Below are 13,197 nucleotides of genomic sequence, written 5' to 3' on the forward strand. Positions count from 1 at the left end.
CACGGCGCGGATGCGGCCGTCGTCGGTGATGGTGGTGCCGTCCAGCGGCACGTTGAGGTCGGCGCGGACGAAGACCCGCCTGCCCGCGACCCCTTCGGAGAGGAGTTCGTCGATCGTCTTCATGAGGGCTCCCTGGGTAGAGCTCGTGTTCACTCGTGATCGCTCGTGATCGAAAGAGGACAACCGTTCCGATACGCGCGTCAGGGCCCGGACGGCGCGTTGCCGCACCGGCCGAGCCCTGCACTCATATCAGGCTGCCCGCTCCACGGTCAGAGCTGGTTGCCCACGAAGACCGTCAGGTCGACGAGACGGTTGGAGTAGCCCCACTCGTTGTCGTACCAGCCGATGACCTTCACGTTCTTGCCGTCCTGGACCATGGTCAGGGACGAGTCGAAGGTGCAGGACGCCGGGGCGTTGACGATGTCGGAGGAGACGATCGCGTCCTCGGTGTACTCGAGGAGGCCCTTGAGCTCGCCCTCGGCGGCCTTCTGGAAGGCGGCGTTGACCTCTTCCTTGGTGACCTCGCGGCCGAGCTCGACGACCAGGTCGGTGACCGAGCCGGTGGGAACCGGCACGCGCATCGCGATGCCGTCCAGCTTGCCCTTGAGCTGCGGCAGCACCAGGGCGGTGGCCTTCGCGGCACCCGTGGTGGTCGGGATGATGTTCTCGGCGGCGGCACGCGCGCGGCGCAGGTCCTTGTGCGGGAAGTCCAGGATGCGCTGGTCGTTCGTGTACGCGTGCACCGTCGTCATCAGACCCTTGACGATGCCGAAGTTCTCGTCGAGCACCTTCGCCATCGGCGCCACGCAGTTGGTGGTGCAGGAGGCGTTGGAGATGACGTGGTGGTTCGCCGGGTCGTACTGGTCCTGGTTGACGCCCATGACGATGGTGACGTCTTCGTTCTTCGCCGGGGCGGAGATGATGACCTTCTTGGCGCCGCCGGTGATGTGCTTCTCGGCGTCTTCCTTCTTCGTGAAGATGCCGGTCGACTCGATGACGATGTCGACGCCCAGCTCGCCCCACGGGATGTCGGCGGGGTTGCGCTCGGAGAGCACCTTGATCGTCTTGTCGCCGACGGTGATGGTGTCCTCGGTGTGCGAGACCTCCTGCTTGAGACGGCCGAGGATGGTGTCGTACTTCAGCAGGTGGGCGGTGGTCGCGGTGTCACCCAGGTCGTTGACAGCCACGATCTCGATGTCCGCACCCTGCTCCAGCAGAGCGCGGAAGTAGTTGCGACCGATGCGGCCAAAGCCGTTGATGCCTACGCGGATCGTCACGAACCGATCTCCTCGTTGGTACGCCGGCCCGATGTGCCGGCGAGCTGTATTTGGGATGTCCCCGACCACTGTCGACCCTACCTCTCCGGGACCCCGGTCGTGACATCGAGTCGTCCCATACCCGGCAGGGCGGTCCTTACCCACCAGTAGGGTACGGACCGCCCGAACCGGAGGGCCCTTTGTCCCTCCTTCTCGCTACAGCGGGTCAGCGCTCGTTGACGCCCCCGGTCACGCGTCGAGGGCGTCGAGCGCCTTCCGCATCAGCGCGGCCCGGTCGGCCGCCGAGGTCAGGTGCTCCAGGCCGAAGCCCAGCAGCACGGTGTCCTCGGTGGTGACCGCCGAGTAGGTCCGGAACAGCTCTCCGGTGCGGGCCCAGTCCTTCAGGACGGCGGGACTCCCGGCGGGCGGTCCGGAGGCCCTCCAGGCCCCGAGCGAGGTCTCGAAGCCCTCGGTGCCGGTCGCGGTGGAGCCGACCACGAGGGAGACGTCGTCGACGAGGACGCCGTGGCCGCCGCTGCCCGGGTCGGTGACGTAGGCGATCGAGACCTCGACCGTCTTCCCGGCGTAGGCGCTCAGGTCGAAGTCCACCTGCCGCCAGCCGTCGGAGGAGCCGGTGAGGCTGTGCCACGCGCCGGTGGTGCCGGTCGCGGCGCAGCCGCCCTCCGCCGGGGTCAGGTAGTGCTTCAGCCAGGGGTGCTCGCCGACGTAGAACCCGCCCCCGCACTCGGTGGGCACGGTGGTGCGGGTCGCGCCGCCCGCCTCGGGCAGCGTCGTCCAGTCGTCGGCGCCGGCGGTGTGCGCCTCGACGACGACGTGGTCGTAGCCCGGCTCGGTGTCCCACAGCAGCTGGGCGCGCAGGGCGGGCTCGTCGGCCGTGTCGGTGCCGGTGAGGTCGATGGTGCGGGTGAGGCGCTTGTAGCCGTCGTCGGTGTGGACCGCGGCGGCCATGTACGCACCCGCGTACGGGCCGTACGGGCCGGCCGTGCCCGGGAACCGCCCGGCGCCGGCGCTCGCGAACTGCGGATGCGTCGCGACGGGCAGCTCGTCGGAGGTGACGCCGTAGGTGCCGGCCTTGTCCAGCGGGTTGCCGGGCGCGTCGCCGAGCGCGCCGGAGAAGCCGTCCAGCCTGCCGGAACCGGTGAACGCGGTGACCTCGGAGGTGGACGTGCGCGAGTAGGCGCCCAGGTAGTACTGGCTGAAGTCGTCGGACAGGGCGCCGCCGCCGAGGTCGACGCTGCCGCCGGCCTGCTCGCCCGCCTCGATCAGCCGGCCGCCCTCGTTGAGGAAGGCGCGCAGCTGGAGCTGGGTGGCGACGCCCGGGGTGCCCGCGCCGGTGTGGTGGACGACGGTGTCGAAGTGGCTCAGCACGCCGAGCGCGTCGGGCGCGCCCCTCTCGGCGACGTCCCAGACGGCCGCCTTCCGGCCGTTGGCCCCGAGGGCGTCGACGTACTTCCGGGCCTGGGCGGCCTTCGCGCCCTCCTCGGCGACCACGAGGACGTCCGCGCGGGGCCGTTCGGCGACGGTGTAGGTGAAGCGCTCGCTGGAGACCTTCTTCCCGCCCCCGGTCCTCCCGGTGAACCACACCTCGACCTCGTCGCCCGGCTCGCCGTGCTCGACCCCGGCCCGGTACTCGTCGAAGTGGAGGTTGTCCTCGCCGCCGAACCGCTCGCCGCCCTTCCAGGGCCGCAGCGCCTCGCCGTGCGTACGGCCGCCGTTGACGCGGTACTTGAGCTCCTTGTCCCGCACGGCCTTGCGGACGACGACGGAGACCTCCTGGTCGCCGCCGCGGGCGTACGACGTGGTGAACGCGGCCGGGGTGAAGTCGGCGGCCTCCGAACCGACCGCGGAGGACGGCCGGTCGGGGTGGGCGGCGCTCTCGGCGACGGACAGCGCGAACGGGACGTTCTTGGCGAACTCCTGCTGGATCAGCTTCTCGTCGTCGGGGAAGGTGAAGGTCGAGCGGCAGTCGCCGGGCCGCCACGCGTCGTCCGGGTCGACGTCCGAGGCCGTCTGGCAGGTCGACATCTCGGGCGTGAACATCGCCGTGCCGTTGACGTTGGCCGCGTGGCCGTCGGCCTCGCCGTTGGTGGTGTACAGCTCGGAGGAGAGCTGCGGGTGGTAGCCGGGGATCGCGGAGTTCCCGGGCGTGCCGGCGAGGGCCCGGTAGAGCACGTCGTCGGGGGTCGGCGTGGCCACCTGCCAGCCGACCCCGTAGAGCAGGAGTTCGGCGGCGGAGTGGTAGTTGATGCCGTAGGTGAAGCCGATCCGCTTCTGGAAGGCGTCGATCGCCCTGGTCTCGGGCTCGGAGCCGGGGCTCGCGCCGCGGTAGGTCTGGCTGGTGGGGTGGGGGGACGAGCCCTCGTCGTCGTAGCCCCACTTGTAGGGGAAGTTGCGGTTGAGGTCGACGCCGTCGCCGGTGCCGATGACGCCGTCGCCGTTGACGTCCCGCAGGTTCTTGCGCCACAGGCGGTTGGCGTCGCTCGCGAAGGTGTGGTCGTAGCCGTCGGGGTTGGCCGACAGGACGAACCACAGCTCGGTGGAGTCGACGATCTTCTTGACGCGCCGGTCCGTCCGGTAGTTGTCCAGGTAGTGGTGCATCAGCCGCCGGGTCATCTCCGGGGTGATCCACTCGCGCGCGTGCTGGTTGGACATGTAGAGGACGGCCGGTTTCGAACCGTCCTTCGTCTTCCCGGCCTTCCGGGTGAGCTTCAGGGCGAGGATGTCCTGGCCCCTGATCGTCCTGCCGATGGAGACGACCTTGGTGAGGTCGGGGTGGTTCCGGGCGGTGCGGAGGATCTCCTCCTTGAGGCCGCCCTTCCCGCCGTACGGGCGGAAGACGCCCTCCGCGGCGGCCGCGACCCGGCTCTCCGCCCGGGCGGAGAGCGTGTGCTCGGTGAGGTCGACGCCCCGTTCCTCCAGCCGGGCGGCCTGCCGGTCGGTGAGGTACACCTCGACGGTGGCGGTGCCCTTCTCGGGGACCCGCTCGCCGAGTTCGTGGGCGTCCTGTCCGGCTTCCAGCAGCAGGGGCACCTGCCGGCTGGTGACGTCGGCGCGGAAGACCTTGACCTCCTCCGCGCCGGGAGCCCCGGGGCTCTCCGGTCGTGCCTGGGCGACGGGCGCCAGGACCGCCGTGCCGGCCAGGAACGCGCCGACGGCGAGGATCGATCCCGCTCTGTGTCTCATGAACCCCACGGCCTCCCCAGAGGTGGTCCGCCACGGCGGCGAACAGATGCCAGGCTCATGACACATGATGATCGAGTCAAGGGCGCCTCGGCGACACGCGAAGGCCGGCGCGGATCACCCGAGTGGGCGCCCGCACCGGCCTCCTGACGTTTCGTCAGCCGACGAGGTTGTCGGCGAGCTCCTCGCCGAGGTTGGCCTCCGTGCCCGGGATGCCGAGGTCGGCGGCGCGCTTGTCGGCCATGGCCAGCAGCCGGCGGATGCGTCCGGCCACGGCGTCCTTGGTCAGCGGCGGGTCGGCGAGCGCGCCCAGCTCCTCCAGGGAGGCCTGCTTGTGCTCCATGCGCAGCCGGCCGGCGGCGGCGAGGTGCTCGGGGACGTCCTCGCCGAGGATCTCCAGGGCGCGCTGCACCCGGGCGCCGGCGGCGACGGCGGCGCGGGCGGAGCGGCGCAGATTGGCGTCGTCGAAGTTGGCCAGCCGGTTCGCCGTGGCCCGCACCTCGCGGCGCATCCGGCGCTCCTCCCAGGCCAGCACCGACTCGTGGGCGCCGAGCCGGGTGAGCAGGGCGCCGATCGCGTCGCCGTCGCGCACGACGACCCGGTCCACGCCGCGCACCTCACGCGCCTTGGCGCCGATCGACAGGCGGCGGGCGGCGCCGACCAGGGCGAGCGCGGCCTCGGGGCCGGGGCAGGTCACCTCCAGGGAGGAGGAGCGGCCCGGCTCGGTGAGCGAGCCGTGCGCCAGGAACGCCCCGCGCCAGGCCGCCTCGGCGTCGCAGGTGGCCCCCGAGACCACCTGCGGGGGCAAACCGCGGATCGGGCGGCCCCGGCCGTCCACCAGACCGGTCTGGCGGGCCAGCTGGTCGCCGCCCGCGACCACGCGCACGACGTAGCGCGAGCCGCGGCGCAGCCCGCCCGGAGCCATCACGATCAGTTCGGAACTGTGGCCGAAGATCTCCAGGATGTCCCGCTTGAGCCGGCGGGCCGCCATCGCGGTGTCCAGCTCGGCCTCGATCACGATGCGCCCGCTCACCAGGTGGAGGCCGCCGGCGAACCGCAGGACGGCGGAGACCTCCGCCTTTCTGCAGCAGGTCCGGGTGACGGGAAGCCGGGAGATCTCGTCCTTCACCGCTGCCGTCATCGCCATGGGCCGATCCTTCCATGCATCCGAAAAATACGGTCGTACGCGGCGGCCAGCAGCTCCGGGTCGTGCCGGGGGCTTCCGTCGGGCCGGGCCACCGGCGCCAGTTCGACCGCGGCCCCGAACCGCTCGGCGGCGTCGGTCAGCAGGTCGCGGTCGGGCACGGCGGCCTCGTCGGCCAGCACCACGTCCAGGGCGAGTTTAGGGGCGTGTCGTCCCAAAACCTCCAAATGACGCTGCGGGGAGAAGCCCTCGGTTTCTCCCGGCTGCGGGGCGAGGTTCAGGGAGAGCACCCGGCGCGCCTTGGTCTGGAGGAGGGCGTCCAGCAGCTCGGGCACGAGCAGGTGCGGGATGACCGAGGAGAACCAGGATCCGGGGCCGAGCACCACCCAGTCCGCGTCGAGGACCGCCTCGACCGCCTCGGGGACGGCGGGCGGGTCGTTGGGCACGAGGTGCACGGACTGCACCTCGCCGGGGGTGAGGGCGACGGTCGCCTGTCCGCGGACGGTGTCCACGTCCTCCGGACGCCGGGGGTCGTGCCCCAGGACGCGGGCCTGGAGCTCCAGCGGCACCGCGGACATGGGCAGTACGCGCCCGTGCGCGCCGAGCAGCCGGCCCACCAGGTCCAGGGCCTGGACGTGGTCGCCGAGCTGCTCCCACAGGGCGACGATCAGCAGGTTGCCGACCGCGTGCTCGTGCAGGTCGCCCTTGGACTGGAAGCGGTGCTGGATGACCCGGGCCCAGGTCTGGCCCCAGTCGTCGTCGCCGCACAGCGCGGCCAGCGCCTTGCGCAGGTCGCCGGGCGGCAGCACGCCCAGTTCGTCGCGCAGGCGCCCGCTGGAACCGCCGTCGTCGGCCACGGTGACGACGGCGGTGAGGTCGCCGGTGATCCGGCGCAGCGCGGCGAGCGAGGCGGACAGCCCCATGCCGCCGCCGAGCGCGACGACCTTGGGCTGGGTGCCCCGGCGGCGCGGTCTCGCGCCGCGGGTCTCGGCCGGCCGGCCGGCGCGCCCCTCGGGGACCGCGCGCCGCAGCCGGCTCAGCCGCGGAGTACGTGGTGTCATTCCCGTCCCATGTCCCGGTGGACGACCACCGTCTCCACGCCCTCGGCGACGAGCCGGGCGGCGAGCTTCTCCGACATGGCGACCGAACGGTGCTTGCCGCCGGTGCAGCCGACGGCGATGGTCACGTAGCGCTTGCCCTCACGGCGGTAGCCCGCGGCGACCAGCCGCAGCAGCTCGGCGTACCGGTCGAGGAACTCCTTGGCACCGGTCTGGTTGAGGACGTACGACGCCACCTCCTCGTTGAGGCCGGTGTACGGGCGCAGCTCCGGGACCCAGTGGGGGTTGGGCAGGAAGCGCATGTCCACGACCAGGTCGGCGTCGACCGGGAGGCCGTACTTGAAGCCGAAGGACATGACGGTGGCCCGCAGCTCGGGCTCCTCCTCGCCGGCGAACTGGGCGTCCATCTTGGCGCGCAGCTCGTGCACGTTCAGGCTGGAGGTGTCGATCACCAGGTCGGCGTCGCCGCGCAGCTCGCGCAGCAGCTCCCGCTCGGCGGCGATGCCGTCGACGATGCGGCCGTCGCCCTGGAGGGGGTGCGGGCGGCGCACGGACTCGAAGCGTCGCACCAGGGCCTCGTCGGAGGACTCCAGGAAAACGATCCGCCGGGTGACGCCCCGGGCGTCGAGGTCGGCCAGGGACTCGCGGAGGTTGTCGAAGAAGCGCCGGCCGCGGACGTCCACGACGACGGCGATCCGCGCCACGTTGCCCTGGGAACGCGCGCCGAGCTCCACCATGGTGGGGATCAGCGCGGGCGGCAGGTTGTCCACGACGAACCAGCCGAGGTCCTCCAGACACTTCGCGGCCGTCGAGCGGCCGGCTCCGGACATGCCGGAGATGATCACCAGCTCGGGGATGGCCGCCTCGGGCGCCCCGGCCTTTTCCTTGCCCGTACTCACCTGTGCTCCGTCGTCCTGGCGTGTGCTCCGGGGGGTGCCACCCTCACCGGGTCCCTGCTGCGCCCGCTCCCGCTGGGTCGCGGGCCCTGTCTCGTGCTCGCTCATGTCTCCTGCCCCCGTCGTCGGTCCGGGGCGCCCGCGGGCACGGGCTCCCCGGGAGAACCCGCGGTCCGGCCGGGTTCTTCCACGTCTTCCATGATCTCGCCCGTCGCCGTGTTCACGGCGGGGGCGGCGGGTGCCGCCGCGGCCAGGGCCGCGGCGACCGTCTCGGCCGTCTTGCGACCTATGCCCGGAACCTCACAGATCTGCTCGATTGTCGCCGATCGCAGCTTCCTGACCGACCCGAAATGCTTGATCAGGGCCTGCTTGCGGGTCTCGCCGAGGCCCGGCACGTCGTCCAGGGGACCGGAGCGGAAGCGCTTGGCGCGCTTGGTGCGCTGGTAGGTGATCGCGAAGCGGTGGGCCTCGTCACGGATCCGCTGGAGCAGGTAGAGGCCCTCACTGGTGCGGGGCAGCACCACCGGGTCGTCGTCGCCCGGCAGCCACACCTCCTCCAGCCGCTTGGCGAGGCCGCAGACGGCGATGTCGTCGATGCCGAGCTCGTCCAGGGCCCGCCGGGCCGCCGCGACCTGCGGCGCACCGCCGTCGACGACGACGAGCTGGGGCGGGTAGGCGAAGCGCTTGGGGCGGCCGTCGTCCTCGGTGAGGGTGCTCGCCGGCGGTTCGGCCAGGCCGTCGGGGGCCGTGCCCCCGTCGGCGCCGTCCTCCCCGTCGGTCCACTCCCCCGTCCGCTCCTTCTCGGCGAGGTAGCGCCGGAAGCGCCGGGTGACCACCTCGTGCATGGAGCGGACGTCGTCCTGCCCCGAGAAACCCTTGATCTGGAAGCGGCGGTACTCGCTCTTGCGGGCCAGCCCGTCCTCGAAGACGACCATGGAGGCCACCACGTCGTCGCCCTGGAGGTGCGAGACGTCGTAGCACTCGATCCGCAGCGGGGCGCTGTCGAGGTCGAGGGCGTCGGCGATCTCCTCCAGCGCGCGCGAGCGCGTGGTCAGGTCGGAGGCGCGCTTGGTCTTGTGCAGCGCCAGCGCCTGCTGGGCGTTGCGCTGCACGGTCTCCATCAGGGCCTTCTTGTCCCCGCGCTGCGGGATCCGCAGGGAGACGCCCGAGCCGCGCCGCTCGGTGAGCCACTGCTGGACCGGCTCCACGGGGTCCGGCAGGGCCGGGACCAGGACCTCCCGGGGGACGGTGTCGCCGCTCTCCTCGCCGTAGAGCTGCTGCAGGGCGTGCTCGACGAGGGCGCCGGTGGTGATCTCCTCCACCTTGTCGGTGACCCAGCCGCGCTGGCCGCGCACGCGTCCGCCGCGGACGTGGAAGATCTGGACGGCCGCCTCCAGCTCGTCCTCGGCGACCGCGACGAGGTCGGCGTCGGTCGCGTCGGCGAGCACGACCGCGTTCTTCTCCATGGCCTTCCTCAGGGCCTCGATGTCGTCGCGCAGGCGGGCCGCCCGCTCGTACTCCATCTCCTCGGCCGCCTGCGCCATCCGCTTCTCCAGACGGCGCAGGTAGGTGCCCGTGCGGCCGGCCATGAAGTCGCAGAACTCCTCGGCGAGCCCCCGGTGGTCCTCGGCGGAGATCCGCTCCACGCAGGGCGCCGAGCACTTGCCGATGTAGCCGAGCAGGCAGGGGCGGCCGGTGCGGGCGGCGTTCTTGAACACGCCGGCCGAGCAGGTGCGCACCGGGAAGACGCGCAGCAGCAGGTCCACGGTGTCGCGGATCGCCCACGCGTGCGCGTACGGGCCGAAGTACCTCACGCCCTTCTTCTTGTGGCCGCGCATCACCTGCACGCGCGGGAACTCCTCGTTCATCGTCACCGCGAGGTACGGGTAGCTCTTGTCGTCGCGGTACTTGACGTTGAACCGGGGGTCGTACTCCTTGATCCAGGAGTACTCCAGCTGGAGCGCCTCGACCTCCGTGGACACCACCGTCCACTCCACGGACGCGGCCGTGGTGACCATGGAGCGGGTGCGCGGGTGGAGGTTCGCCAGGTCCTGGAAGTAGTTCGCCAGGCGCTGGCGCAGGCTCTTCGCCTTTCCGACGTAGATCACCCGGCGGTGCTCGTCGCGGAACCGGTAGACCCCCGGCGAGTCGGGGATCTCACCCGCTCTGGGGCGGTAGCTGGAGGGGTCGGCCATGTCTCACACCCTACTGTCGGGGGCCGACACTCCGGCGGGGCGCGGACCCGGGCCGGTGGCCCGGGTGGGTTACCACCGGCCGGGAACGGGAAGGTGGGGGGTCCGCCCCTCGGGTGAGCGGCGGACGGTCACGAGCCGGAGGGCTGGTCGGATGCGACGGACGCGGATCGAGAAACCACGACGGCCGGCCCGGGCCCGCCGGTACGCGGACGAGGCGCCCGCGCTCGTCGAGTCCCTCGACCCGCGCGATCCCGACATCGTGCGCGCCAAGCGGCTGCGCCTCCTCCAGGACCGGGAGGGGCCCGACCGCGCGTAGAGCCGCCACGGCACTCCGGACGAAAACCGCATCCCGGTACGGACCCCAGGGGCCGTCCCGGCCCCCGGGCCGGGACGGCCCCTGGCAGGTGTGCGCCCCTGTTGGGCATCAGGTGTTGTCGGGGCTTGGTCAACACGCTTCAATGCGGGGGAACTCGGGGCCCTGAACGGCGGCGTACGGATGCGCGGACTCCGCCGTGCCGACGGGGGCGGGTCCCGGAGTGCCCCGTGCGAACGGTCTGACCAGCCGTTGTGGACATTCACAGAAAGGCCCCTGCATGCCGCACGCCACACAGCACGCGGACGTCGCCACCGCGGAACTGGACTCGGCCCTGCGCGGCGGCCCCTTCCACGTCGCCCTGAGGGCCGCGATCGCCGCGCGCGGACTGCCGCTGCAGCGGGTCCAGCACCATCTGTCCCGCTACGGCGTGCGGGTCGGCGTCACGAGCCTGAGCTACTGGCAGCAGGGCGCCCGCCGCCCGCAGCGCCCGGAGTCGCTGCGGGCCGTGCGGGCGCTGGAGGAGATCCTGCAGCTGCCGGAGGAGTCACTGATCCGGCTGCTCGCCGAGGCGGACGAACGGCCGGCGGACCGGCGCTCCGCGGTCCGGTCCTACCGCTCCCTGATCGAGGCCTCGGGCGTCCTCGAGCGGCTGCTGGCCGAGCTCGGCGCGCACCGGGAGGGCGGACTGCACACCCTGGGGCACCACGAGCGGGTCCGGATCGGCGCACGCCGCGAGCTGGCGGAGCGCGAGTCGCACCACATCGTGCGCGCGCACCGGGACGGCGTCGACCGTTTCATCGCCGTCCACCACGGCGACCCGGGCTCCGCGCCGGACCGGATGACCGTGCACGCCCTGGAGAACTGCCGCACCGGACGCGTGCGCCGGCACCAGGACACCGGCGTGCTCGCGGCCGAGCTGCTCTTCGACACCAGGCTGCGGACCGGGGACACCTTCCTCTTCCGCTACGCCGTCGAGGACGGCACGGCCGGGGTCTCGCGCGAGTACGTGCACGGGACAGACTCCCCGGGGGGTCAGTACGCGCTCCAGGTGTGCTTCACCGCCGGGGCGCTCCCGGTGCGCTGCCACCGGTTCGCCCAGCACTCCGCCGCGGCCCCGCGCGGGGGCCGTCAGGAACTGGCGTTCAGCGGCCGGCACCGCTCGGTGCACCTGGTGGAACCGCGCGTGCGGTCGGGATACGTGGGGATCGCCTGGGACTGGGAGTGACCGCGGGGCGGGACGCCGGGTGCCGTCCGGCCCGCGGCCCGGTCACTCCTGCGGCCTGGCGACCATCGTGCCGTTCTCCACCTCGACGGTCAGCGGCTTCAGGGGGGCCACGGCCGGCTCGCGCAGGGCCTTGCCGGTGGTGGCGTCGAACTCGCTGCCGTGACAGGGGCAGATCAGTTTCGTCCCCTCCAGCTTGTTGACGGGGCACCCCGCGTGCGTGCAGAGGGAGCTGTAGGCCTTGACGGTGCCGTCCTCGCCCCGGCTGACCACGACCTTGTGGTCCTGGTACAGCTTCGCGCCGCCCTTGGCCACCTCGCTCTCGGGGCCGAGCTCGACGGGCCCGGTCAGTCCCAAAGGGGCGTCCTCGACCTTTCCGCAGGCGGTGAGCCCCAGTCCGGCGACGGGGGTGAGAGCCACGCCTCGCAGAACGGTGCGGCGGCTCGCGGCGGGTCGGGCGGACATACGGTGCTCCACGGGTCGAACGGCAGTACCCGGGACGATACCCGGGGCGGTCGTGGCGACCGAGGGCGGGTGCCCGCGCCCACGGTGCGCGCGGGCACGCGTGCACCGGCTCGCGCAAGCGTTCGCGTAAACGCTTGCGCAAGCGTTTACGCCCGCCGTCGGATGGGATACCTTCCCGACTCGGAAGTGACGCGCGGGGCGCCGGAGGGAGAGCACACGATGGCGACGATGGCGGACGTGGCACGGAGCGCCGGTGTCTCGGTCGCGACCGTCTCGCACGTCCTGAACGGCACCCGGCCGGTGCTCCCGCACACCCGCCGGGCGGTGCTGGACGCCGTCGAGGAGCTCGGCTACACCCCGAACACCCTGGCCCGCTCCCTGGTGACCTCCCGCACCCGGTCGATCGGGCTGGCGGTGTCGGCGATCAGCAACCCGTACTTCACCGAGATCCTCCAGGGCGTCGAGGCCAAGGCCCTGGAGCACGGTTACAGCCTGCTCATCGCCGACCCGCACGACGATCCGGAGCACGAGCGCAAGGTCGTCCAACTGCTGCACGAGCGCCGGGTGGAGGGCGTGATCGCCGCGCCCTCCGCGCAGCCGGACGGGCTCCTCGCCTACCTCGGGCGGCACCGGGTGCCGGCCGTGTTCCTGGACCGGGTGGTCGACGCCCCACAGGACGGGGACGCGCGCTTCGACCAGGTCTGCGCCGAGAACACCGGTCCGACGGCCCGGCTGGTCACCCACCTCGCCGAGCTCGGCCACCGCAGGATCGCCCTGGTCGCCGGGCTGCCGGGGCTCAGTACCACCGCCGAGCGGATCGCCGGGTACCGGCACGGTCTGGCGGCCGCCGGGCTGCCGTACGACGAGCGGCTCCTGGCGCACGGCGACTCCGCGTCGGCCGGTGCCGAGCGGGCCACCGCCGCCCTGCTGTCCCTCGGACCGCCTCCCACCGCGCTGGTCACCGCCAACAACACCATGACGATCGGCGCGCTGCGTGCCCTGCGGGCGCACGGGTTGTCCGTGCCCGAGGACATCGCGCTGTGCTGTTTCGACGACTTCGCCTGGGCGGACCTGTTCTCGCCCCGGCTCACCGCGATCGCCCAGCCCAGCAGGGACATCGGCGCCCGTGCCGTCCAGGTGCTCCTGGACCGCCTCGCCGCGCCGGAGCGGCCCGCGCGGACGGTGCGGCTCCCGTGCGCCTTCGTGCACCGCACCTCCTGCGGCTGCCCGGACCGGCCGGAGTCCGGGCGCGCCGACCCCCGCCGCACGTCCCGGCAGTCCGCGCAGTCCGCGCAACCCGCACAGTCCATGCAGCCCGTGCAGTCCGGGCAGCCCGTGCAGCCCGTGCAGCCCGTGCAGCCCGTGCAGTCCGAAAGGAACCCCTCGTGATCGTCGTGGCCGGTGAGGCACTGATCGACCTGGTACCGCAGCGCGCCGGCGCGCT

At 72.5% G+C, this 13,197-nt stretch carries 11 protein-coding genes; 3 read left to right on the forward strand and 8 right to left on the reverse strand.

Features of this window, described 5'->3' with window-relative positions:
* From pgk to uvrC, 7 genes are all read right to left on the reverse strand, one after another.
* The coding region (gene pgk, locus B7L92_RS29255; protein WP_081240388.1) for a phosphoglycerate kinase at positions 1-123 on the reverse strand (123 nt) is incomplete at its 3' end.
* A 146-nt stretch (positions 124-269) separates the two neighbouring features.
* Positions 270-1,277 carry a type I glyceraldehyde-3-phosphate dehydrogenase gene (gene gap / locus B7L92_RS29260; RefSeq protein WP_004989557.1) on the reverse strand — a complete coding sequence of 336 codons (1,008 nt, stop codon included), beginning with the start codon at positions 1,275-1,277 and terminating at the stop codon, positions 270-272.
* Between the two features lie 228 nt (positions 1,278-1,505).
* Complete coding sequence (locus tag B7L92_RS29265; RefSeq protein ID WP_081240382.1) at positions 1,506-4,460, reverse strand: M14 family metallopeptidase; 2,955 nt, start codon at positions 4,458-4,460, stop codon at positions 1,506-1,508.
* A gap of 154 nt (positions 4,461-4,614) precedes the next feature.
* Positions 4,615-5,604, reverse strand: a complete 990-nt coding sequence (gene whiA / locus B7L92_RS29270; protein ID WP_016826777.1) for a DNA-binding protein WhiA — start codon at positions 5,602-5,604, stop codon at positions 4,615-4,617.
* Positions 5,595-6,662: a gluconeogenesis factor YvcK family protein gene (locus B7L92_RS29275; RefSeq protein ID WP_004989550.1), complete on the reverse strand. Its 1,068-nt coding sequence runs from the start codon at positions 6,660-6,662 to the stop codon at positions 5,595-5,597. The genes whiA and B7L92_RS29275 overlap by 10 nt, the downstream gene beginning before the upstream one ends.
* A complete protein-coding gene (rapZ, locus tag B7L92_RS29280) occupies positions 6,659-7,663 on the reverse strand; it encodes an RNase adapter RapZ (RefSeq protein WP_081240383.1) in 1,005 nt (334 codons plus the stop codon). Before rapZ ends, B7L92_RS29275 begins: the two co-directional genes overlap by 4 nt.
* Positions 7,660-9,750 (reverse strand): excinuclease ABC subunit UvrC, encoded by a 2,091-nt coding sequence (gene uvrC, locus B7L92_RS29285; protein WP_081240384.1) that lies wholly within the window; start codon positions 9,748-9,750, stop codon positions 7,660-7,662. Before uvrC ends, rapZ begins: the two co-directional genes overlap by 4 nt.
* 151 nt (positions 9,751-9,901) lie before the next feature.
* Between uvrC and B7L92_RS41200 the strand changes: the two genes are divergently transcribed.
* Positions 9,902-10,066 (forward strand): hypothetical protein, encoded by a 165-nt coding sequence (locus tag B7L92_RS41200; protein WP_170102257.1) that lies wholly within the window; start codon positions 9,902-9,904, stop codon positions 10,064-10,066.
* A gap of 277 nt (positions 10,067-10,343) precedes the next feature.
* The gene (locus B7L92_RS29290) at positions 10,344-11,291 is read left to right on the forward strand and encodes a hypothetical protein (protein WP_081240385.1); all 948 of its coding nucleotides are present in this window, start codon (positions 10,344-10,346) and stop codon (positions 11,289-11,291) included.
* Between the two features lie 42 nt (positions 11,292-11,333).
* Here the strand turns inward: B7L92_RS29290 and B7L92_RS29295 are convergent, their stop codons facing one another.
* Positions 11,334-11,753, reverse strand: coding sequence for a Rieske (2Fe-2S) protein (locus B7L92_RS29295; protein WP_081240386.1), 420 nt, complete (start codon positions 11,751-11,753; stop codon positions 11,334-11,336).
* A gap of 219 nt (positions 11,754-11,972) precedes the next feature.
* On the opposite strand from B7L92_RS29295, the gene B7L92_RS29300 reads away from it, so the two are divergent.
* Positions 11,973-13,142 carry a LacI family DNA-binding transcriptional regulator gene (locus B7L92_RS29300; protein WP_081240387.1) on the forward strand — a complete coding sequence of 390 codons (1,170 nt, stop codon included), beginning with the start codon at positions 11,973-11,975 and terminating at the stop codon, positions 13,140-13,142.
* Positions 13,143-13,197 lie beyond the last annotated feature (55 nt).

It is taken from the genome of Streptomyces viridosporus (genome assembly GCF_002078235.1).
GTDB lineage: Bacteria > Actinomycetota > Actinomycetes > Streptomycetales > Streptomycetaceae > Streptomyces > Streptomyces viridosporus.